Origin of the sequence: Halomonas gemina, assembly GCF_023554995.1 — a bacterium.
Taxonomy (GTDB): Bacteria; Pseudomonadota; Gammaproteobacteria; order Pseudomonadales; family Halomonadaceae; genus Halomonas; species Halomonas gemina.
Genome location: NZ_JAMJPK010000001.1, coordinates 644,073 through 666,273 on the forward strand (window position 1 = coordinate 644,073; position 22,201 = coordinate 666,273).

Sequence of the window (22,201 nt, forward strand, 5' to 3'; positions counted from 1 at the left end):
CTCAGAGCCCCCCCAGGTGCGTCGGGATATGCACCACCGCGCCCTGGCGGTCGAAGGCATAGACCTTGTGGGTCGGGAAGTAGAGCGTCACCGGCGCATCGACACGGAACTCGTGGACACCCTCGAGGTGCACCGTCATGTGGAAGAGCGCGTTGTGCACATGAAGGAAGGTCTCGGAGCCGCTGATCTCCGCCAGGTCGACGGTCATCTTCACCTCGATATCATCCTTGGCCCGGGGCGAGAGCGAGATGTGCGAGGCACGCACGCCGAAGCGGTACTCGCCCGGCGCCAGGCTGCGCAGGTCGTCGTTGATGGGAAAATGCAGCGTCTTGTCGAAAGTCACCTCGGACCCGGAGATGATTCCCTCGACGATGTTGATCGGCGGTTCGGAGAACATCTCCGCGGTCAGGATGTCGCGCGGACGGTGGTAGACGTCTTCCGTCCGGCCGTACTGCAGCAGGCGCCCTTCATGGAGCACGGCGGTGTTGCCGCCCAGCGCCAGGGCCTCGGCGGGTTCGGTGGTGGCATAGACGGCGATGCAGTTGCGCTCGCTGAACACCGAGCGCAGCTCGTCGCGGAATTCCTCGCGGAGCTTGTAGTCGAGGTTGACCAGCGGCTCGTCGAAGAGCACGACATCGGCATCCTTCACCAGCGCGCGCCCCATGGCGGTGCGCTGCTGCTGACCGCCGGAAAGCTCCAGCGGCAGACGATCGAGCAGGTGCTCGATATGCAGCATCTCGGCGACCTCACGCACCCGCCGGTCGACCTCGGCGCGCGCGACCTTGGCCAGCTTGAGGGGCGAGGCGATGTTGTCATAGACGGAAAGGGCCGGATAGTTGATGAACTGCTGGTAGACCATGGAGACGTTGCGCTTGCGCACCGAGCGCCCGGTCACGTCCTCCCCGTTCATCAGGATTCGCCCGCGGGTCGGGGTATCGAGCCCCGCCATCAGCCGCATGAGGGTGGTCTTGCCGGCCAGGGTCCGTCCCAGCAGGACATTGAAGGAGCCCGGCTGGAGCTCCAGGTTCACGCCCGAGATGTGAGTGGCGCCACCGACCACGTGATCGATGTTATCTAGGATCAAGGACATACAGATCTCGACGGTTCGTTGTTATGTGATGGGTTCGGAGACTGCTGAACACAACCTAGTCGAGATTCGCTTTCAAACACAAATGTCGGCAATCGAAAATATCGAGAACCGGCACAAGGATCCTCTCATCAATGATGCAACCTACTGGATTTACCTGTATTTTTATATCGATTGAACTTTTGTCTAACGAATGAGCGCGGGAGGGGGGGAAATATCGGCTCGGGAAGGAGCGTCACCCTGTGATCGAAAACGAACATGCCACAACATCTTGAGACGATCAGGGATAACGACGGGAAGAGGCAACGCCAGCCTTCGCGACAGGGGACAGGTCGCGGAGGCTGGCGTCAGGAAGGGACTCGGCGTAAAAAAAGGATCATCGCATTTTAGCGTGAACGAAGCGAAGTACCCTTGTGGGAGCGCAATTCATTGCCGGTTCGACGCCTCGACGAATGGCGCCGACAGGCGCCCTGGACTGACTGCCTATTGCCGGAAAGGCCTCCGGCCTTCTTTCGCGATCTAAAGATCGCTCCCACAGGTGCGCCTACAAACGGCATCCTTTTCTGTCGAACGACATCACGCCAAGGTGCGAAGAACCTAAAGAAGTCGTGCCGTTCAGCGGGTACCGAAGATCTTGTCGCCCGCGTCGCCCAGACCCGGGACGATATAGCCGTTCTCGTCGAGATGGTCATCCACCGCCGCGGTGTAGAGCTCGATGTCCGGATAGGCGTCCTGGACCCGCTTGATGCCCTCGGGGGCGGCCACCAGCACGATGACCTTCATGAGCTTGCAGCCGCGCTCGCGCAGCATGTCCAGGGTCGCGACCATGGTGCCTCCGGTGGCCAGCATGGGATCGATGACGATGGCCATGCGCTCGTCCAGGTCATTGGCGAACTTGGCGAAGTACGGTACCGGCTCGAGCGTCTCCTCATCACGGTAGAGCCCCACCACGCTGACCCTGGCACTGGGAATCAGGTCGGTGACGCCGTCGAGCATGCCCAGCCCCGCCCGCAGGATCGGCACGATGGTGACCTTCTTGCCCTTGAGGAGCTGCACCGGGATCTTCTCGCCGTTCCAGCCGTCGATTTCCTGCTCCTGGAGTTCCAGGTCGCTGGTCGCCTCATAGGTGAGCAGCTTGGCCAGCTCGCCGGCCAGTTCGCGGAAGCTCTTGGTGCTGATGCCGGCTTCGCGCATCAGGCCGAGCTTGTGCTGGACCAGGGGATGCTGGATGGCGTGGACGCTCATGGGGGGACCTCTTGGACGGCGGTAAATACGTGGCGACTATCGTCGGATGGACAGCAACGACAAATTGTTAGCCATTCTAACTTCATCCCGCGTCGACGTTAAGCACGGTGCTTGTCCGGCGCCAGGTCTGCGAGGGGGCGCTGTGAATACCTCCCTGTACGCTACCGATGCCATCCCTGGCATAGGACCCCCTCTGCGACCTGTCCCCGGCGCACCTCGCCTTATGCTGCTGTCCGGCAGCGTGTTCAGGGCGTCTCTGGCAGCTGCCAGTCGATGGGCTCACGTCCCTGCTCGACCAGGAAGGCATTGGCCCGGGAGAAGTGATGGTTGCCGAAGAAGCCGCGGTGGGCGGAGAGCGGCGAGGGATGCGGGGATTCCAGCACCAGGTGGCGCGAGGTATCGACCAGCGCCTTCTTCTTGCGCGCCGGACTGCCCCACAGCAGGAACACCGAGGGTTCGGCATGCTCGCTCACGGTGGCAATGGCGCGGTCGGTGAAGGTCTCCCAGCCCTTGCCGCGGTGCGAGCCGGCATTGCCCTGCTCCACCGTCAGCGAGCTGTTGAGCAGCAGCACCCCCTGGCGCGCCCAGTGCTCGAGGTTGCCGTGGTCCACCGGCCTGAAGCCCACGTCCGCCTGCAGCTCCTTGTAGATGTTGACCAGTGACGGAGGGACACGAACGCCGGGGCGCACCGAGAAGCAGAGGCCATGGGCCTGGTTCGGCCCGTGGTAGGGATCCTGCCCGAGGATCACCACCTTGACCCGGTCCAGCGGCGTCAGATCGAAGGCGCGGAACCAGTCCGTCGAGTGGGGATAGATCACCTTCCTGGCGGCCTTCTCGGCGGCCAGGAACTCACGCAGCGCCTGCATGTAGGGCGCCTGGAACTCGTCGCCCAGCCACTGCTGCCAGCTGTCGGGGAGCGGCGTGCTCATGGCTCAGCGCTTCGCCTGGTCGACCAGCGGTTCGACGTAGGCCACGCCCATGTCCCAGGGGAACTGGATCCAGCAGTCCTGGGCGACCTCGGTGAGGTACTGGTCCACCAGCGGCTTGCCCTCGGGCTTGGCATAGATGGTCACGAAGTGGGCCTTGGGGAGCATCTCGCGCACGGCCTTGGCGGTACGGCCGGTATCGACCAGATCGTCGACCAGCAGCCAACCCTCGCCCTCGTGGTCGACGCCCTTCATCACCTCCAGGCCGCCCTGGTCCATGTGGTCGTAGCTCTTGATGCAGACGGTATCGATCAGGCGCACATCGAGCTCGCGGGCGATCAGCGCCGCGGGAATCAGCCCCCCGCGGGTGATGGCGATGATGCCCTTGAAGTCACGCTCGATCAGCCGATGGCAAAGTTCGCGCACGTCGCGATGCAGCTGGTCCCAGGACACGGTGAAGTGCTGGTGGTAGCGATGGGTGCTCATGAGCTTTACTCGTCCTCGGTGAAGGCGCAGACGGCGAAGACCCCGTAGCCCGCCTCACGGATACGCTGGGACCCGCCCAGGTCCGGCAGGTCGACGATGGTGGCGGTCTCGATCACCCGCCCGCCGCTGCGGGTGATCAGCTTGGCCGCGGCCAGCATGGTGCCGCCGGTGGCGATCAGGTCGTCGACGATCAGGATGCGATCGCCCTGCTTGAAGGCGTCGGAGTGCAGTTCCACCTCGGCCTCGCCGTACTCCAGCGTATAGGTCTCGCTGATGGTGCGGAACGGCAGCTTGCCCTTCTTGCGCACCGGCACGAAGCTGCAGCCCAGCTCGTAGGCGAGCGGCGCGCCGATGATGAAGCCGCGAGCATCGATGGCGGCGATGGCGTCGAGGTCCATCTCCTGGTAGCGATGCACGAAGCTGTCGACCAGCTTGCGGAAGGCCGCGCTGTTCTGCAGCAGCGGGGTGATGTCGCGGAAGTTGACGCCCGCCTGCGGCCAGTCGGGGACCGTGCGGATCACGGACTTGATGTAGTCGCCGTAGATGCTCATTAAGTCGAGTCTCGGTGAGTGAGTGCAATGAGTATGGTTCAGTCGAGGAACAGGAACTTGCCGGCAAACAGCAGGGCCAGCACGATCACCGCGGGATTCAGGTCCTTGAAGCGCCCGGAGAGCGTCTTGATCGCGGCGTAGCTGATGAAGCCCAGCGCGATGCCCTCGGCGATCGAGAAGGTCAGCGGCATGGCCAGGGCAGCGATCAGTACCGGCGCGGCGTCGGTCGGGTCGTCCCAGTTGGCGTGGGCCAGGCTGCCGGCCATCAGCACCGCCACATAGAGCAGGGCCCCGGCGGTGGCGTAGGCCGGGATGGAGCCCGCCAGCGGTGCAAAGAACAGGCTGATCAGGAACAGCACCGCCACCACCACGGCGGTCAGGCCGGTGCGCCCGCCGGAGGCAATGCCGGCGGTGGACTCGATGTAGCTGGTGGTGGTGGAGGTCCCCAGCACGGCGCCGGCCATGGACGCGCCACTGTCGGCCATCATCGCGCGGCCGATGCGCGGCAGCTTGCCGTCCTTGTCCAGCAGCCCACCCTTGTGGGCCACGCCGACCAGGGTGCCGGAGGTGTCGAACAGGTCGACGAACAGGAAGGCGAAGATCACGCTGAGCATCGCCACGTCCAGGGCGCCGACCAGGTCCAGGGCCATGAAGGTCGGCGCGATGGAGGGCGGCATGGACATGAAGCCGCCGAACTCGTTGTGACCGAGGAGCATCGCCAGCACGGTCACGCCGAGGATACCGATCATCACCGCCCCGGTGACCTTGAGGTAGGCCAGTGCGGTGATCACGAAGAAGCCCAGCAGCGCGTAGAGCGCGGCAGGCTCGGAGAGGTCCCCCAGGGCCACATATGTAGCGTCGTTGGCGACCACGATGCCGGCATTCTTCAGCGCGATCATCGCCAGGAAGAGGCCGATACCTGCGGCGATACCCAGGCGCAGGGAGAGCGGAATCGAGTTGATGATCCATTCGCGGATCTTGAAGATGCTAAGCAGGAAGAAGATGAAGCCGGAGAAGAAGACCGCGCCCAGCGCCGCCTCCCAGGTGTAGCCCATGCCCAGCACCACGCCGTAGGTGAAGAAGGCGTTCAGCCCCATGCCGGGCGCCTGGGCGATGGGGTAATTGGCCCACAGGCCCATGATCAGGCAGCCCACCGCGGCGGCCAGGCAGGTGGCGACGAACACCGCGCCGTAGTCCATGCCGGCCTCGGAGAGGATGCTCGGGTTGACGAAGATGATGTAGGCCATGGTCAGGAAGGTGGTGATCCCGGCGATGACCTCGGTCTTCACATCGGTCTTGTGCTCGACCAGCTTGAACTGGTTGTCGATCAGGCGTTTCAGCATGGTTGTCGTTCCTGCGCGCGTGGACGTTGCGATGGCCCTGAGGTGCGAGAAAGCCCGCGAGAAAAGCCGCCTATGGTACCCAAAGCCTCGACGAGTGGCGAGGCGCCCGGGCACCTACAAAGGATTGTCGCCAGACGGTGTTACCACTCGGGGCTATTCCGGCGACGGGTCTACGAGGAGGCGCTGTAAACCCATCCCTGGGCGCTACCGACGCCATCCATGGCGTAGGACCTCCTCTCCGCCCCGTCCCCGGCGCCCCTCACCTTGGTAGCAACGACTTTTGAGCGACTCCAGGCAGCACGGTCCCAGCTAGTTAAGCAACTTGCGGGCCATACGCCACCCGGCCGGCCAACGCAGAGTTGACGGAACGGTCAGGTTCTGTCGTTGGCGTCACACTCCTCGTGCCTCCAGCACCCGCTCCACCGTCTCGACGATGGCCTGGGTCTGGGGGTCGATCTCGATATTGACGGCGTCCCCCGGAACCCGATCCACCAGGATGGTGCGGGCCAGGGTCTCGGGGATCAGGTCGACGCAGAAGCGCGGGCCGTGGTCCGCGGTGGCCGACTGCACCTTGCCGATGGTCAGGCTGATGCCGTCCACGCCGATATAGCCCTTGTCGAACAGGAAACGGCCCAGCGCATGAGGCACCTCGAACCAGAGCCGGCGATTGTTGGGGGCCTCGTCGAGCTCGACCAGCTCGGCCAGCGCCATCACATGGCCGGACATGGCATGGCCACCGATCTCGTCGCCGAAGCGCGCCGCCCGCTCGATATTGACGCGATCCCCCACCGTCACCGCACCAAGATTGGTCACGCGCAGGGTCTCGCGCATCAGGTCGAAGCTGACCCTCTCGCCATCGATGGCAGTGACCGTGAGACAGACCCCGTTGTGGGCTACCGAGGCGCCCAGCGCCAGCCCCTCGCGCAGCTCTGCCGGCAGTACCAGCACATGGGTGCGAAAGGCCTCTGCCTCTTGGATGGCCACCACCTCGGCGGTGCCCTGAACGATGCCTGTGAACATGAACGCTCCTCGTGCTGGCCGGCCGCAAGCGGGCCGGCGAAAGAGCGCCAGTCTAGGAAACCCCGGGGACGACGTCCATGGCGGCGAGGGGCAAGACCCTGGGTCTCCCCACGAATGAGGTGATGATATCGACAGGTTCGAAGGGGTTTGTGCCTCATGCGGGCACGGTGCCGCGCCCTTGGGGTCTGACCCCGCTGCTGCATAGTACGCCAACCCTTTGATATAGCTGAGCAATCAAGAGCTTGGGGGTCAGACCCCAAGGGCTACGCCGAGCTCTCGGATATCTACCAGGAATATATTCCACTATTATCCCTCGAGGCAGAGTATTCCACCAATACAAAGCTTTCTTAACGGCATCATCTCCCATTCTCATTGACATACGCTCGTTCGAAACCTAGGATAAGCGGCTACATTTTGAAGGCGCCGATTTGTACCCGGATTGCGGGCGCCGACGTCGCGGACCGCCTCCCGAGGCAGTCCACGGCGTGAAGTGCAGCTAAAAGGGTGTGTCCAGCGTTGATGGCCACCCGCCAGGGTGGCCTTTTTTTCGTGCCTGCCCACTGCCCTGTCCGCCCGACTCTCGACCGGCGCCCCACCGGCGGCTGTGATGATTCGACTCCACGACGTTTCCAAGACCTACTACCCCAGGGGGCGGCGCAGCGCCAGCTCGGCCGTGACGGCGCTCAAGCATGCCGACCTCCATGTGCCCCAGGGCCAGATCCATGGCGTGATCGGCCTCTCCGGGGCCGGCAAGTCCACCCTGATCCGCTGCGTCAACCTGCTCGAGCGACCCACGACGGGCACCGTCACCGTGGATGGCCAGGAGCTGACGGCCCTCTCAGGGGCGGCCCTCAACCAGGCGCGCCACCGCATCGGCATGATCTTCCAGCACTTCAACCTGCTGACCTCGCGCACCGTCTTCGCCAACGTGGCCCTGCCGCTGGAGCTGATGGGCATGAAGCGCGGCGAGATCCGTGAACGGGTCACGCCGCTGCTGGAGCTGGTGGGCCTGGCCGACAAGGCGCGCCAGTACCCGGCACAGCTCTCGGGCGGCCAGAAACAGCGCGTGGCCATCGCCCGGGCACTGGCCAGCCGCCCCAAGGTGCTGCTCTGCGACGAGGCCACCTCGGCACTTGACCCCCATACCACCGGATCGATCCTGGAACTGCTGCGCGACATCAACCGCAAGCTCGGCCTGACCATCCTGCTGATCACCCACGAGATGGAGGTAGTGAAGTCGATCTGCCACCGGGTCAGCCTGATCTCCGATGGCGAACTGGTCGAGGAAGCCGACGTGGGCGACTTCTTCACCGCGCCGGGTACCCGGCTGGGGCGCGACTTCCTCAACGACTTCCTGAAGCTCGACCCGCCACGCGCCCTGATCGAGCGCCTCGAGGAGACCCCCGGGCCACACAGCCATCCGGTGGTTCGCCTGGCCTTCTCGGGCGACGCCGTCTCCACCCCGCTGATCTCGCGACTGGCCCGGGAGTGTGGCGTGGATGTCAGCATCCTTCAGGCCAAGGTGGAATCCATCCAGGAACGCACCCTGGGGCTGATGATCGCCGAACTGATGGGCCCGGCGGAGAAGACCCGCGAGGCCCTCGACTATCTCGAATCCCACGACCTGCAGGTGGAGGTGCTCGGCCATGTCCAGCGCGATGATTGACCTGATCCTCAAGGCCACCCTGGATACCCTCTACATGGTGGGTGTCTCCGGCGTGATCTCGGCCCTGGTGGGTATCCCGCTGGGCGTGCTGCTGTATGTCACCCGGCCGCGACAGATACTGGCCGAGCCGACGCTCAACCGGGTGCTGGGGGCCATCACCAACATCGGCCGCTCGATCCCCTTCATCATTCTGATGGTGGCGATCATCCCCTTCACGCGGATGCTGGTCGGCTCGTCGATCGGCACCAATGCCGCCGCCGTGCCCCTGACCATCGCCGCCATTCCCTTCGTGGCGCGCCTGGTGGAGGGCGCCCTCAACGAGATCCCCCCGGGCCTGGTCGAGGCCGCGCAGTCCATGGGCGCAACACCCTGGCAGATCATCACCAAGGTGCTGGTGCCCGAGGCGCGCGGCGGCATCTTCACGGCGCTCACGGTGACGGTGGTCACCCTGGTCAGCTACTCGGCCATGGCCGGCGCCGTGGGTGGCGGCGGCCTGGGCGACCTGGGCATCCGCTATGGCTACAACCGCTTCAACCCCACCATCATGCTGATCACCGTGGTGATCCTGGTGGTGATGGTCCAGGGTTTCCAGAGCCTGGGGGATTATTTGGTCCGTAAGAGCGACCACAAGTGAGTGAAGACACTGATTTACTGCTGCGCTCGGGCCCTTGAGAAAGACAGCTGGCCGCCGGCGGTGCCGGTGCGCCGGCCCGGTCGTCTCCTCATGTAGCAGGCTACACTCCGGGAACTGTGCTCCGGCGGCGGCCAGCCTCTCTTCGCTCGCGACGTAAATCAGCGCCTTCCCAAATATAGAAATGCAGTATATAGTATTTAGCTATTAAAAATTAACCCATTATGCTTTTCATGTGGGAATAGTACGAAAGGAGAATCACGACATGCGCAAGAGCCTGATCGGCACCCTGGCGGCCTCCGCCCTGACCCTCGGCGCCGGCACCGCCCTGGCCGACGAGCACGCCATCAAGGTCGGCACCGTGGCCGGCCCCGAGACCGACGTCATGCAGGTGGCCGCCGAGATCGCCGAGCGCGAGTATGGCCTCGAGGTCGAGATCATCGAGTTTACCGACTACGTGACGCCCAACGCCGCCCTGGCCGACGGCAGCCTCGACGCCAATGCCTACCAGCACGAGCCCTACATGCGCTCCATGGTCGAAGACCGGGGCTACGACTTTGCCATCGCCGGCTACACCTTCGTCTATCCGATCGGTGCCTACTCCGAGAAGTACGACAGCATCGAGGATCTGCCGGACGGGGCCACCATCGCCCTGCCCAACGACCCCTCCAACGAGGGCCGGGCGCTGATCCTGATGCACAACGAGGGGCTGATCGAGCTCAATGATCCAGAATTCCTGGAAGCCACCCCGCTGGACATCGCCGAGAACCCACGCGACTTCGAGTTCCGCGAGATCGAAGCCGCCCAGCTGCCGCGCGTGCTGCCCGACGTGGACATGGCCTTCATCAACAACACCTTCGCCCAGCCGGCCGGGCTGAGTCTGGACGATGCCCTGATCAAGGAAGGCGCGGAGTCGCCCTACGTCAACCTGATCGTGGTGCGCGGTGGCGACGAGGAGCGTGAGGCCATCCAGCAGCTGGTCAAGGCCTACCAGACCGAGGAGGTCGAGGCCAAGGCGGAGGAGCTGTTTGGGCCGCAGGCGGTGCCCGGCTGGAAGTGAGTGAGTTTCCCTATCTAACTATTTAAAGATGTACGAATCTGGGGCCGGCCGCTGTGCCGGCCTCCTTCGTTCAAGGAGCCGCCATGACACCGGACTACTCCCTGCTGGCCCGCCAGCTCGAGGCCCTGCTCGATACCCGCGACTGGCTGACCAACAGCGCCCAGACCTGCGCCTTCCTGATGCAGGAGCTACCCGACCTCAACTGGGCCGGCTTCTACCTGCAGCACCAGCCCGACCTGCTCTGCCTGGGGCCCTTCCAGGGCAAGCCGGCCTGCCACCCCATCCCCTTCTCGAAGGGCGTCTGCGGCGCCGCCGCCCGCACGCGCGAGACCCAGCGCGTGGATGACGTGCACGCCGTGGCGGACCACATCGCCTGCGATGCGGACTCCCGGGCCGAACTGGTGGTGCCCATCGTGGTGAATGAGCGACTGTGGGGCGTCCTCGACCTGGACAGCCCGAGGCAGGAGCGCTTCTCCGAGGCCGACCAGGCGGGCATCGAGGCCCTGGTGGCCACCTTCATCAAGCGCAGCGATCTCGCATGCAGTGACATCACATAGCGAAACGCCCCCGCAGCTTGGAGCTGCGGGGGCGAGTCGGAATCTGGTAGGACCAGGCGGATTTGAACCGCCGACCTCCACGATGTCAACGTGGCGCTCTAACCAACTGAGCTATGGTCCTGAAGCTGTTGTCACCGGGCGAATCTGGTAGGACCAGGCGGATTTGAACCGCCGACCTCCACGATGTCAACGTGGCGCTCTAACCAACTGAGCTATGGTCCTGCCTCACCGCTGCGGCATCACTTCGCCGTGGCAACGGATGCGTATTGTACCCATCCGCCCCGCAATTGCAAGCCCTAATAGATGGCCCGAGAGCTCGGCGTAGCCCTTGGGGTCTGACCCCCATGTCGTTGATTTCTCGATTATATTAAAGGTTTGGTGTAATAAGCAGCAGCGGGGTCAGACCCCAAGGGCGCGGCACCGTGCTCGCATAGGGCACAAACACCTTCGAACCTGTCGTTATTGTCAGGTCATTCGTGAGAAACCCTCAGGGTCTACCCCCAAGGGCTACTGGGTACGGACCCGCTCGACGGCCTCCTTCCAGCCGCTGTAGAGACGCTCGCGCTCCCCCTCCTCCATCTGCGGCGTGAAGCTTCGTTCGCAGCGCCACAGCTCGGCGATCTCGTCGAGGTCGCGATACCAGCCAAGCCTCAGGCCGGCCAGGTAGGCGGCCCCCAGGGCCGTCGTCTCCAGCACCGTGGGCCGGTCCACCTGGACACCCAGCATGTCGGCGAGGAATTGCATCACCCAGTTGTTGGCCACCATGCCACCGTCGACCCTCAGGATGCCCGGCGAGGCCGACATGTCGTCGTCCATGCAGACCTGCAGGTCGCGGGTCTGGTAGCAGACCGCCTGGAGGCCGGCGGCGACGATCTCGGCAATGCCGGTGTCGCGGGTCAGGCCGAAGATGGCACCGCGCGCCTTCGGGTCCCAGTGCGGCGCCCCGAGGCCGGTAAAGGCCGGCACCAGATAGACGCTGTGGCCGCTGCGCGTCTGGCTTGCCAGGGCCTCGGTCTCGGCGGCATCGGCAAACAGCTGCAGGCCGTCGCGCAGCCACTGCACCGTGGCGCCGGCCACGAAGATGCTGCCCTCCATGGCGTAGGTCGGCTTGCCGTCGAGCCGATAGGCCACCGTGGTCAGCAGCCGGTTGTGTGAGACCTCGGCGGTCTCCCCGGTGTTGACGATCATGAAGCAGCCGGTGCCGTAGGTGCTCTTGCCCATGCCCGGCGAGAAGCAGGCCTGGCCAACCAGTGCGGCCTGCTGGTCGCCGGCCACCCCGGCGATGGGCAGCTCGCCACCCAGCCAGTGGGCATCGACCCTGCCGAAGTCGTCGCTGGAATCCTTGACCTCCGGCAGCAGGCTCGCCGGAATGTCGAACAGGGCCAGCAGCGCCTCGTCCCAGCGCTGCTCATGGATATTGAACAGGGCGGTGCGCGAGGCATTGGTGGCATCGGTGGCGTGCACCCGGCCGCCGGTCAGCCGCCAGATCAGGAAGGTGTCGACGGTGCCGAAGGCCAACTCGCCCCGCTCGGCCCGCTCCCTGGCGCCTGGCACCTCATCGAGCAGCCAGCCGAGCTTGGTGGCCGAGAAGTAGGGGTCGATCAGCAGCCCCGTGCGCGCCTGGACCTCCTCCAGGTGTCCCGCCTCGCGCAGCCGCCGGCAGGCCTCGTCGGTGCGGCGGTCCTGCCAGACGATGGCGTTGTGCAGCGGCTCCCCTGTGGCCCGATCCCACAGCAGGGTGGTCTCGCGCTGGTTGGTGATGCCGACCCCGGCGATCTCCTCGGGCGCGATGCCGCTATCGGCCAGCACTTCACGGCAGGTGGTGAGCACCGTCTCCCAGATGTCCTCCGGGTCATGCTCGATCCAGCCATCATGCGGAAAGTGCTGTGGGAACTCGCGCTGCGCCGTGGCGATGCTGCGCCCCTGGCGGTCGAAGAGGATGGCGCGGGAGCTGGTGGTGCCCTGGTCGATGGCCAGAAGGTAAGAAGCCATGGCAAGCATCCTGTTGTGGTTGTACTGGCGTGCTGATTTCGCTTTTAGACGCTAATGTTCGTTTATGATCATCCAGACTACTCCAGCCGACCGTCCCGCTCAAATGCCCGGCCCCGGGAGAAACTACGACTTTGGATGGAGAAGGATGCTCGGCCCCATGCCTGCAGTGGCCGAAACGATGTCGTAGAATCCGGGGAGCCAAGGAGATCTCATGAATCAGCAGCAACGCCAGGACGCCATCATCGAGCTGGTACGCCGCCAGGGCTATGCCAGCATCGAGCAGCTCACCGAGCACTTCACGGTCACCCCCCAGACCATCCGTCGCGACCTCAACACCCTCTCCGCCGAGGGGCGCATCCGCCGGGTCCATGGCGGTGCGGGCCTGGAGTCGAGCACCGTCAATACTGCCTACTCGACCCGCAAGACCCTCAACCTCGAGGCCAAGCAGCGCATCGCCGCCCTGCTCGCCCGGCACGTTCCCGACCACTCGTCGCTGTTCATCAACATCGGCACCAGCAACGAGGTGGTCGCCGAGGCCCTGCTCGACCACCAGGGGCTGGAGGTGATCACCAACAACCTCAACGTGGCGGCGATCCTCCAGCACAAGGAGGACTTCAACGTGATCATCGCCGGCGGCCAGGTGCGCTCCCGAGACGGCGGCATCATCGGTGAGGCGACCATCGACTTCATCAACCAGTTCAAGGTCGACTACGGCATCATCGGCATCAGCGGCATCGACGAGGACGGCTCCCTGCTGGAATTCGACTATCAGGAAGTGCGAGTCGCCCAGGCCATCATCCGCAATTCCCGCAAGGTCTTGCTGGCCACCGACCACTCCAAGTTCCAGCGCAACCCGGTGGTGCGCCAGGGCAACCTGGCACAGCTCGATGCCCTGTTCACCGACCGCGAGCCGCCCGAGGCCATCCTGCGCCTGCTCAAGCAGCACGATGTGACGCTGCATATCGCCTGACGCCGCGCCCGGCAGCACACTCCTCTCCTTCTCTCGCACTGGCAACACGCCCGGCGGACCCCGACGCGCCTTGATGTTCGTTTTATTTTCGTATATTTTCGATTTCAAACATCATCGAGGTCCGGGCAACTACCGGACGGGAGATTCCATGAGCGACAAGTCGGACGAGGTACTCGACCTCTTCGTGATCGGCGGCGGCATCAACGGCACCGGCATTGCCAACGATGCCGCCGGGCGCGGCCTGTCGGTCGGCCTGTGCGAGCAGGGGGACCTCGCCGGCGCCACCTCCTCGGCCAGCAGCAAGCTGATCCACGGCGGCCTGCGCTACCTGGAACACCATGAGTTCCGTCTGGTGCGCGAGGCGCTACGCGAGCGCGAGGTGCTGCTCGCCAAGGCCCCCCACATCATCTGGCCACTGCGCTTCATCCTGCCCCATCGCCCCCATCTGCGTCCGGCCTGGATGCTGCGCGCCGGCCTGTTCCTCTACGACCACCTCGGCAAGCGCGAAAAACTGCCGGGCTCCCGCAGTATCAGGCTCACCGCGCATCAGGGCCTTGCCCCCGGCATCACCCGCGGCTTCGAGTACTCGGACTGCTGGGTGGATGACGCCCGCCTGGTGGTGCTCAACGCCATCCAGGCCCGCGACAATGGCGCCGAGATCCGGGTCCGCACTCGCTGCATCGGGGCCCACGAGGTCGATGGCCAGTGGGTAGTGGCACTCGAGGAAGTCGATTCCGGTAAACGCCTGACCCGCCGCTGCCGGACACTGGTCAACGCCGCCGGCCCCTGGGTGGAGCAGGTGGTGCGCCGCCAGGCCAGGCGGCCATCGCGGTATGGCGTGCGCCTTATCCAGGGCAGCCACCTGATCGTGCCTCGCCTCAACCACGATGAACGCGCCTATATCCTCCAGAACACCGACCGGCGCATCGTCTTCGTGCTGCCCTATGAGGAGGACTTCAGCCTGATCGGCACCACCGACCGACGCTACGAGGGCGACCCGTCCCGCGTCGAGGCCAGCGGGGAGGAGATCGACTACCTGCTCTCGGTGGTCAATGCCCATTTCCGCACCCGGCTGACCCGGGACGCGGTGATCCGCACCTTCTCCGGCGTGCGCCCGCTGTGTGACGACGAGTCCGCCGACCCCTCGGCCATGACGCGGGACTACACCCTCGACCTTGATACCCGTGGCGCCCCATTGCTGTCGGTCTTCGGCGGCAAGATCACCACCTACCGCAAGCTTGCCGAGGCCGCCCTGGCCGCGCTTGAACCCCACCTGCCGACGATGGCCGCCCCCTGGACGGCCGAGACGCCGCTGCCGGGGGGCGACATCGGTGACCAGGCCAGCTTCGAGAACCAGCTGCTCACGGACTACCCCTTCCTGGACGCCGCCCAGGCACGGCGCTTCGCCCGCAGCTATGGCTCGCTATGCCGGGCGTTCCTGGAGGGCAGGGACTCCCAGGCCGCCCTGGGCCAGGCGTTCGGCGCCGGGCTGACCGCCGCCGAGGTGGACTACCTGATCGAGCAGGAGTGGGCACGCGCCCTCGATGACATCCTGTGGCGGCGAACCAAGCTGGCCCTGCGTCTCAACGCCATCGAGACTCGCCGACTTGCCGACTACCTGAACGATCGTCTCGATCACCGGGGAAGCCAATCCACCTCCCCGATGGAAAAGTCCACCCGGGTGCGTCAAGTCGGTGCCCGATCTGCGCCACGGCGCACCGCCTGAGGTCAGGCGTCACTCTCACGCGAACAGGGTCACAGGACGGTGACGCTGGCCGGCGCGAGTGGCGGCCGCTCACGATGCCGGGTGAGCTCCCGGCCTTCCAGGGCGGCGAGCAGGATCTGCAGCGGGTCCCCGTGACTGACCAACAGGATGGTTTCCCCCGCATGACGCTGCTCAAGTTCAGCGATCAGTCCCGACATCCGCGCGGCCACCTCGGCCACGGCCTCGACCCCGGCATGGCGGTGCGCCGGATCATGGGCGTCCCGCGCCCAGACCTCGGCATAGCGCTCATCCGCCTCGCCCTCCAGGCTCCCGAAATGACGTTCCCGCAGTCGCTCTTCGGCCTCAAGCCGCAGGCCGAAGTGGTGCGCGATGCGCTCGGCCGTCTCGGTGGTACGCCGGAAGTCCGAATGCAGGATCCGGCCAGGTGTCGCCCAGCGCCAGTCCACCAGCAGGCCATCGAGCTGTTCCCGCCCACGGGAGGAGAGACCGTAGCCCGTCAAGCCACGTTCCGGCGAACTGATGATTCGCCCCTGCTGGTTGGCCAGGCTATGGCCGTGGCGCATCAGCAGGTAGCGGTTGTGCCAGTGGCCTGATGCGGCGGGGAAAGTGTTTGACATGGTTTTGTCACGAACTCTAGATTGAGAAGGGTTATTCGGAATCACTCATCGAGATGTCGATATCCGAACGTCACAACAATAATCTCACGAGGCACGCCATGATCCATCATCCCACCCGGTCTCGAAAGCACCCGCTCGCCACGCTGGCCCTCTCCTCGCTGTTGCCGCTTGCCCTGCTGGGCGCTACCCAGGCCCAGGCCCAGGACGATTGCGAGCGTGGCGCCCTGGCTGACATCTACTGCGACGAGAATGGCGACATGGTCGCCGACCGCCCGGCCGACGAATCCGAGTGGGCCGATCCCGACACCCTGATCTTCGCCTATACGCCGGTGGAAGACCCGGCGATCTATTCTGACATCTGGCAGCCGTTCATCGACCACCTCGAAGAAGTGACGGGCCGCGACGTGCGCTTCTTCGCCGTGCAGTCCAACTCGGCCCAGGTCGAGGCGATGCGCAGCGGTCGCCTGCACATCGCCGGCTTCTCCACCGGCCCGACGCCCTTCGCCGTCAACCTGGCCGGTGCCGTGCCCTTCGCCCTGATGGGCTCGGATGACGGACGCTTCGGTTACACCCTGCAGCTCTACACCCACGTCGATTCCGGCATCGACGAGATGGCCGACCTCAAGGGCAAGCGGGTCGCCCACACTTCGCCGACCTCCAACTCCGGCAACCAGGCGCCGCGCGCCCTGTTCCCGGAAGAGGGCATCGTTCCCGGCGAGGACTACGAGGTGGTCTACTCGGGCAGCCATGACCAGTCCATGCTGGGGGTCGTGGCACAGGACTACGACGCCGCCCCGGTGGCCTCGGAAGTCGTCGATCGCATGGCCGCCCGCGGCCTCTATGATCCGGAAGATGTCAAGATCATCTACGAGTCCGACAGCTTCCCGACCACTTCCTACACCTACGCCCACAACCTGCATCCCGACCTGGTCGACAAGATCGAGGAAGCCTTCTTCAGCTTCGAGTTCGCCGGCACCGAACTGGGCGAAGAGTTCGAGGGGGTCGAGAAGTTCATCCCCATCAACTACCAGGATAACTGGAAGGTCATCCGCACCATCCAGAGTGCCAACGGGGTCGAATATACCCCCGACAACCTCGAGTAAGGCTTACCCGCCAGCACGACGCCGGCCTTAGCGTAAAGGCCGGCGTCGCTGTCTGGTCGACCCTCGACTGCCTGGACCCGCCGATGCTAGAGATATCCAACCTGATCAAGCGCTACGGTCACGACGAGCCCGTGCTCAAGGGACTCGACCTCGCCGTCGAAGATAACAGCGTGGTGGCCATCGTCGGTGCCTCGGGCGCCGGCAAGAGCACCATGCTTCGCTGCATCAACCGCCTGGTGGAACCCACCTCGGGATCAATCAAGCTCAACGGCACCGAACTCGTCAAGCTCCGGCACGGCGAGCTGCGGCGCGCTCGACGCAAGATCGGCATGGTCTTCCAGGGCTTCAACCTGATCGACCGCCTCACCGTGATGGAGAACGTGCTGGCCGGCCGGCTCGGCTACGTCAGCCTCTTCCAGGCCATCACCCGCCGCTATCCTGCCGCGGACATCGAGCGCGCCTTCGTGCTGATGGAGCGGGTAGGTATCGCCCACTATGCCAACAAGCGGGCCGACGAGCTCTCCGGTGGCGAGCGCCAGCGGGTCGGCGTGGTGCGTGCACTGATGCAGGAACCCGAGGTGCTGCTGGCCGACGAACCCACGGCGTCGCTGGACCCGCGCACCTCGGAACAGATCATGGTGCTGTTGCAGAGCCTGGCGAGCGAGCTGTCGCTGCCGGTGCTGATCAACATCCACAACGTGGCCCAGGCCAGGACCTACACCGACCGCATCGTCGGGCTGCGCCACGGCACCATGATCTTCGATGGCACCCCCGCCGACTTCGACCAGGAAGCGCTGGACGCCATCTACGGCGGCATCGAGTCGCCCGAGGACGAGACCGCTACCCCGCAGGCCGGACGTGGCGCCAGTGAACGGGAGATTCACCATGACCCGTCCTGACACCACCGGCGCGACCCCGCCGCGGACCTGGCGCAAGCCGCCCTTCATCGCCAACCCCCTGCTGCGCTATGGCCTGCTGGCGGTGGTGGCCGTCTACCTGGTGTGGGCGCTGGCCACCCTGCCCTTCAACTGGGAGCGCATCAGCGAAGGGCTGCCCCGGGCGGCACGCATCTTCGGTGGCGGCTTCCCGCCGAACTTCTCGCGCTTCGACCTGCTGCTGACCGGCTTCACGGAGAGCCTGCAGATCGCCATCCTGGCCACCCTGCTCGGGGTACTCTTGTCGATCCCCTTCGCGGTGATGGCGGCGCGCAACGTCGCCCCCTTGCCCGTCTACCTGCTGGGCCGCGCGGTGATCATCGTCTCGCGCAGCTTCCATCCGGTGATCGTGGCCATCCTCTTCGTTGCCGCGGTGGGCTTCGGCCCCCTGGCGGGGATCCTGACCCTGACGCTCTACTCCATCGGCTTCGTCGGCAAGCTGCTCGCTGAGGAGATCGAGGAGATCGACTGGGGACAGGTCGAGGCCATGCGCGCCACGGGCGCCGGCTACCTGGCCACGCTCTACTATGCGGTCTTCCCCCAGATCCTGCCGCGCCAGGTGGGACTCTCCATGTACCAGCTCGACAGCAACCTGCGCGCCTCCGCGGTGGTGGGTATCGTCGGGGCGGGGGGCATCGGCAGCACCCTGATGAACGCCTTCGGGCGCTATGACTATGACTTCGCCTTCGCCATCCTGCTGGTGATCATTGCCGTGATCCTGCTCAGCGAAGGCGTCAGCGGCTGGGTAAGGAAGAAGATATGGTAAAGGATGCCGACCTGCTGGCCGATCGCGTCTGGCGACGCCACAACCCCCGGGAGCAGCTCATCCGCTACGGCGTCGTGCTGGTCACGCTGATGCTGGTGGTCTGGGCGGTGCGCGACATCGATATATTCTGGCCCTGGGTGTGGGATGCGCCCAATCAGATCTCGAGCCTCGGGGCGCGCATGTGGCCGCCGGACCCGAGCCGGCTCGGCGAGATCGTCAATGCCATGCTCGAGACTGTGCATATCGCCACGCTGGCCACCCTGCTGACCATCTTCATCGCCCTGCCGGTCTCCTACATCGCCGCCCAGAACACCACCCCCAACCGCGCCTGCCTGTGGCTGGGGCGCTTCATCCTGGTGTCGAGCCGCTCGGTGAACACCATCATCTGGGCGCTGCTGTTCGTGGCGATCTTCGGGCCCGGGGTGCTGGCCGGGATACTGGCCATCATGTGCCGCTCGGTGGGCTTCATCGGCAAGCTGATGGGCGAGGCCATCGAGGAGATCGATCGCCGCCCCGTGGAGGCCATGGAAGCCACCGGTGCCTCCAAGGCGAAGGTGATCGCCTATGCCGTGGTCCCCCAGGTGATGCCGGCCTTCTTCGCCATCGTCATCCTGCGCTGGGACATCAACATCCGCGAGTCCACGGTCCTCGGGCTGGTCGGGGCCGGCGGCATCGGCGTGATCCTGCAGGGCTCCATCGACACCTTCGCCTGGCAGACCGTCGCCACCATCCTGATCGCGATCATCGTGCTGGTGCTGATCGGCGAGGCCATCACCGGCCTGTTGCGCCGCAAGGCCCTCTAGACATTCACGAGCAGGCATTCACGTGCGCTAGCTTCCGGCGTAGGCTTGAAACGGGACGTCACCGAGGCCACAGGGAGGTCATGTCGTGCTCTCCATCCTGCTTGCGGTGGTCGCCATCGTATTGCTGGCGGTCACCCTGGTGGCCCGGTCGCCGCTGACCTGGTGGTGGATTCGCGTCTGCGAGTTCCCGCGCCTGCAGCTCGCCGCCCTGGCGGTGGTCACCATACTGCTTTCCCTGCTGGCCACCCCGCCCTGGTCGTGGGTGGCCCTGGCCTCGAGCCTCGCCACCCTCATCCTGCAGATGGCCCGCATCCTGCCCTGGACCCCGCTATGGCCGGTACAGGTCCAGCGCGCCGAGCCGGGACAGTCGGACCGCTGCCTGACGCTGCTGATCGCCAACGTGCTCACCCCCAACCGCAATGCCGAGACGCTCACCCGGCTGATCCATGAGCACCGGCCCGACCTGGTATTGACCCTGGAATCCGATGCCTGGTGGCAGGCGCAGCTCGACACCGCGCTTAACGAGGAGTGGCCCCAGGCGGTGCGGGTGCCGCTGGACAACCTCTACGGCATGCACCTCTATTCACGGCGGCCGCTGCTCGACCCCGAGGTACAGTGGTTGATCCAGGACGACATCCCCTCGATCCATACCGGCGTCACCCTCCCCAGCGGCGACACCGTCCGCCTGCATGCCGTGCATCCCCGTCCGCCGGCTCCCAACGAGAGCGAGGAGTCGCTATGGCGCGATGCCGAGCTGCTGCTGGTGGGCAAGGCGATTCACGAGAATCCGGTTCCCACACTGGTGGCCGGGGATCTCAACGACGTGGCCTGGTCACGCACCACCCGGCTCTTCTGTCGGGTCAGTGGCATGCTCGACCCGCGGCGCGGGCGCGGCATGTTCAGCACCTTCCACGCCAGCTATCCGCTGCTGCGCTGGCCCCTGGACCACGTTTTCACCAGCGAGCACTTCACCCTGAAGGCCATGCAGAGACTGCCTCACATCGGTTCCGACCACTTCCCGATGCTGGTCACCCTCTGCTACCGCCCCTCCCGCGCCGACGAACACGAGACGCCCGAGGCCGACGGGGAGGAGCACCATGATGCCCGGGAGACCATCGAGGAGGGCAAGGAGCGCGACCAGGAGACCTGAACGCGCCTGACCGAGCGCTATTCGGGCACCCCGCCTCGCGTCAAGGAGGCGGGGTCGAGGAGTCGCTCGAGCTCCGCGCGAGACAGGTCGGTCTGCTCCTCGGCCACCTCGATGATCGGCCGTCCCGCCTGGTAGGCATGCTTGGCAATGGCCGCTGCGGCGTCATAGCCGATCACCGCATTCAATGCCGTGACCAGGATGGGGTTGCGCGCCAGCGGCTCCTCTAGGTTGTCGTGGCGCACATTGAAGGTGGCGATGGCGCGATCGGCCAGCAGCCGGCTGGTGTTGGTCATCAGGGTGATCGAGGTCAGCAGGTTGTTGGCAACCAGCGGCAGCATGACGTTGAGCTGGAAATTGCCGCTCTGTCCGGCCACCGTCACCGCCGTGTCGAGCCCGATCACCTGGGCGGCGGCCTGGGCAGCCGACTCTGGGATCACCGGATTGACCTTGCCGGGCATGATCGAGCTGCCGGGCTGCAGAGCCTCGAGCTCGATCTCACCCAGCCCCGCCAGGGGCCCGGAGTTCATCCAGCGCAGGTCATTGGCGATCTTCATCACCACGCAGGCCAGGCCCCTGAGTTGCCCGGAGAGCTCCACCGCCGCGTCCTGGGAGGCGAGGCTCGCGAAGAAGCTGTCGTTGGGCGAGAACGACAGCCCTGTCTGCTCGCTCAGGTCGCGCGCCATGCGCTCGGCGAACTCGGGGTGGGCATTGATGCCGGTGCCCACCGCCGTGCCGCCCTGGGCCAGGCGACAGAGCCGCACCAGGGCGCTGTCCAGGCGCTCAATGGCCTGCCCCACCTGGCTCGACCAGCCCCCCAGTTCCTGGCTCATGCGCAGCGGCATGGCGTCCATCAGGTGGGTACGCCCGGTCTTGACCACCTCGTCGAGCTCGGCGGCCCGCGCGTCGATGGTCTCGCGCAGGTGCTCCAGGGCCGGACGCAGCTGGCTGGTCACCGCCAGCGCCGCGGACACATGGATCGCCGTGGGAATCACGTCGTTGCTCGACTGCCCCATGTTGACGTGGTCGTTGGCGCCTACCTCCACTCCGTCGCGGCTGGCCCGCCTGGCGATCACCTCGTTGACGTTCATGTTGCTGGAGGTGCCCGAGCCGGTCTGGAAGACGTCCACCGGGAACTGGTCGTCGAGATGCCCGGCGAGGATCACCTCGGAAGCGGCGACGATCTCCCGGGCGCGCGCATCGTCGAGAAGGCCCAACTCGCGATTGACCCGGGCCGCCGCCAGCTTGATGCGCGCGATGGCGTGGATGAAGGCCGTCGGCATCGGCTGGCCGGAGACCGGGAAGTTGTTAACGGCGCGCTGGGTCTGGGCTCCGTAGAGGGCCTCCCTCGGCACTTCCAGCTCGCCCATGCTGTCACGCTCGATGCGATGGTCGCTCATGTCCGGCTCCTCGTATTGGGGATGGATGGTGCTCTACTCAACATGGCGCCGAGCACGTGGCCTTGCAAGAGACCTCCCTCATCGGCAGCAGGGCTATCGAAAGAAAGAATGTTGCACTGCACAAACCGCTCTGCTATTGTGCATCGCAACAGAGACGCAGAAGGCATCGG

Annotated in this window: 21 protein-coding genes and 2 tRNA genes; 11 read left to right on the forward strand and 12 right to left on the reverse strand. The window is 65.4% G+C overall.

Features of this window, described 5'->3' with window-relative positions:
- Position 1 precedes the first annotated feature (1 nt).
- The 7 genes from M8009_RS03195 to M8009_RS03225 all read right to left on the reverse strand — a co-directional run bounded on the left by M8009_RS03195 (position 2) and on the right by M8009_RS03225 (position 6,658).
- The gene (locus M8009_RS03195; RefSeq protein WP_250059310.1) at positions 2 to 1,090 is read right to left on the reverse strand and encodes an ABC transporter ATP-binding protein; all 1,089 of its coding nucleotides are present in this window, start codon (positions 1,088 to 1,090) and stop codon (positions 2 to 4) included.
- A 612-nt stretch (positions 1,091 to 1,702) separates the two neighbouring features.
- Positions 1,703 to 2,332, reverse strand: a complete 630-nt coding sequence (gene upp / locus M8009_RS03200) for a uracil phosphoribosyltransferase (RefSeq protein WP_250059311.1) — start codon at positions 2,330 to 2,332, stop codon at positions 1,703 to 1,705.
- Between the two features lie 245 nt (positions 2,333 to 2,577).
- A complete protein-coding gene (ung, locus tag M8009_RS03205; protein ID WP_250059312.1) occupies positions 2,578 to 3,261 on the reverse strand; it encodes a uracil-DNA glycosylase in 684 nt (227 codons plus the stop codon).
- Between the two features lie 3 nt (positions 3,262 to 3,264).
- On the reverse strand, positions 3,265 to 3,744 hold the full coding sequence (gene gpt, locus M8009_RS03210) for a xanthine phosphoribosyltransferase (RefSeq protein ID WP_250059313.1): 480 nt from the start codon (positions 3,742 to 3,744) through the stop codon (positions 3,265 to 3,267).
- 5 nt (positions 3,745 to 3,749) lie between these two features.
- Complete coding sequence (locus M8009_RS03215; protein ID WP_250059314.1) at positions 3,750 to 4,295, reverse strand: adenine phosphoribosyltransferase; 546 nt, start codon at positions 4,293 to 4,295, stop codon at positions 3,750 to 3,752.
- 38 nt (positions 4,296 to 4,333) lie between these two features.
- Positions 4,334 to 5,638, reverse strand: coding sequence for an NCS2 family permease (locus tag M8009_RS03220; RefSeq protein ID WP_250059315.1), 1,305 nt, complete (start codon positions 5,636 to 5,638; stop codon positions 4,334 to 4,336).
- Positions 5,639 to 6,028: 390 nt separating this feature from the next.
- Complete coding sequence (locus M8009_RS03225; protein WP_250059316.1) at positions 6,029 to 6,658, reverse strand: riboflavin synthase subunit alpha; 630 nt, start codon at positions 6,656 to 6,658, stop codon at positions 6,029 to 6,031.
- A 607-nt stretch (positions 6,659 to 7,265) separates the two neighbouring features.
- Between M8009_RS03225 and M8009_RS03230 the strand changes: the two genes are divergently transcribed.
- The 4 genes from M8009_RS03230 to M8009_RS03245 all read left to right on the forward strand — a co-directional run bounded on the left by M8009_RS03230 (position 7,266) and on the right by M8009_RS03245 (position 10,572).
- Entirely contained in the window at positions 7,266 to 8,324 is a 1,059-nt protein-coding gene (locus M8009_RS03230) for a methionine ABC transporter ATP-binding protein (RefSeq protein WP_250059317.1), read from the forward strand.
- Complete coding sequence (locus M8009_RS03235; protein WP_106232057.1) at positions 8,305 to 8,958, forward strand: methionine ABC transporter permease; 654 nt, start codon at positions 8,305 to 8,307, stop codon at positions 8,956 to 8,958. The genes M8009_RS03230 and M8009_RS03235 overlap by 20 nt, the downstream gene beginning before the upstream one ends.
- A gap of 262 nt (positions 8,959 to 9,220) precedes the next feature.
- Entirely contained in the window at positions 9,221 to 10,015 is a 795-nt protein-coding gene (locus M8009_RS03240; protein ID WP_250059318.1) for a MetQ/NlpA family ABC transporter substrate-binding protein, read from the forward strand.
- Positions 10,016 to 10,098: 83 nt separating this feature from the next.
- Complete coding sequence (locus tag M8009_RS03245) at positions 10,099 to 10,572, forward strand: GAF domain-containing protein (RefSeq protein WP_250059319.1); 474 nt, start codon at positions 10,099 to 10,101, stop codon at positions 10,570 to 10,572.
- Positions 10,573 to 10,616: 44 nt separating this feature from the next.
- Here M8009_RS03245 and M8009_RS03250 read toward each other — a convergent pair.
- The 3 genes from M8009_RS03250 to glpK form a co-directional block, all read right to left on the reverse strand.
- Positions 10,617 to 10,693 (reverse strand) — tRNA-Val (locus M8009_RS03250).
- Positions 10,694 to 10,717: 24 nt separating this feature from the next.
- Positions 10,718 to 10,794: transfer RNA gene (locus tag M8009_RS03255), tRNA-Val, on the reverse strand.
- A gap of 285 nt (positions 10,795 to 11,079) precedes the next feature.
- Positions 11,080 to 12,564, reverse strand: coding sequence for a glycerol kinase GlpK (glpK, locus tag M8009_RS03260; protein ID WP_250059320.1), 1,485 nt, complete (start codon positions 12,562 to 12,564; stop codon positions 11,080 to 11,082).
- Between the two features lie 211 nt (positions 12,565 to 12,775).
- Between glpK and M8009_RS03265 the strand changes: the two genes are divergently transcribed.
- Both M8009_RS03265 and glpD read left to right on the forward strand, forming a co-directional pair.
- On the forward strand, positions 12,776 to 13,534 hold the full coding sequence (locus tag M8009_RS03265) for a DeoR/GlpR family transcriptional regulator (protein WP_250059321.1): 759 nt from the start codon (positions 12,776 to 12,778) through the stop codon (positions 13,532 to 13,534).
- 148 nt (positions 13,535 to 13,682) lie between these two features.
- The gene (gene glpD / locus M8009_RS03270) at positions 13,683 to 15,260 is read left to right on the forward strand and encodes a glycerol-3-phosphate dehydrogenase (protein ID WP_250059322.1); all 1,578 of its coding nucleotides are present in this window, start codon (positions 13,683 to 13,685) and stop codon (positions 15,258 to 15,260) included.
- Positions 15,261 to 15,289: 29 nt separating this feature from the next.
- On the opposite strand, the gene M8009_RS03275 is transcribed toward glpD, so the two are convergent.
- A complete protein-coding gene (locus tag M8009_RS03275; RefSeq protein WP_250059323.1) occupies positions 15,290 to 15,877 on the reverse strand; it encodes a histidine phosphatase family protein in 588 nt (195 codons plus the stop codon).
- A 98-nt stretch (positions 15,878 to 15,975) separates the two neighbouring features.
- Here M8009_RS03275 and phnD point away from each other — a divergent pair, with 98 nt between their 5' ends.
- The 5 genes from phnD to M8009_RS03300 all read left to right on the forward strand — a co-directional run bounded on the left by phnD (position 15,976) and on the right by M8009_RS03300 (position 20,634).
- Positions 15,976 to 16,980 (forward strand): phosphate/phosphite/phosphonate ABC transporter substrate-binding protein, encoded by a 1,005-nt coding sequence (gene phnD, locus M8009_RS03280; protein ID WP_250059324.1) that lies wholly within the window; start codon positions 15,976 to 15,978, stop codon positions 16,978 to 16,980.
- A gap of 83 nt (positions 16,981 to 17,063) precedes the next feature.
- A complete protein-coding gene (gene phnC / locus M8009_RS03285) occupies positions 17,064 to 17,879 on the forward strand; it encodes a phosphonate ABC transporter ATP-binding protein (RefSeq protein WP_250059325.1) in 816 nt (271 codons plus the stop codon).
- On the forward strand, positions 17,866 to 18,681 hold the full coding sequence (phnE, locus tag M8009_RS03290; RefSeq protein WP_250059326.1) for a phosphonate ABC transporter, permease protein PhnE: 816 nt from the start codon (positions 17,866 to 17,868) through the stop codon (positions 18,679 to 18,681). The genes phnC and phnE (M8009_RS03290) overlap by 14 nt, the downstream gene beginning before the upstream one ends.
- Positions 18,675 to 19,484, forward strand: coding sequence for a phosphonate ABC transporter, permease protein PhnE (phnE, locus tag M8009_RS03295; RefSeq protein WP_250059327.1), 810 nt, complete (start codon positions 18,675 to 18,677; stop codon positions 19,482 to 19,484). Before phnE (M8009_RS03290) ends, phnE (M8009_RS03295) begins: the two co-directional genes overlap by 7 nt.
- 85 nt (positions 19,485 to 19,569) lie before the next feature.
- The gene (locus tag M8009_RS03300) at positions 19,570 to 20,634 is read left to right on the forward strand and encodes an endonuclease/exonuclease/phosphatase family protein (protein WP_250059328.1); all 1,065 of its coding nucleotides are present in this window, start codon (positions 19,570 to 19,572) and stop codon (positions 20,632 to 20,634) included.
- Between the two features lie 17 nt (positions 20,635 to 20,651).
- Here M8009_RS03300 and M8009_RS03305 read toward each other — a convergent pair whose 3' ends face one another.
- Positions 20,652 to 22,031: a class II fumarate hydratase gene (locus M8009_RS03305; protein ID WP_250059329.1), complete on the reverse strand. Its 1,380-nt coding sequence runs from the start codon at positions 22,029 to 22,031 to the stop codon at positions 20,652 to 20,654.
- Between the last annotated feature and the right edge of the window lie 170 nt (positions 22,032 to 22,201).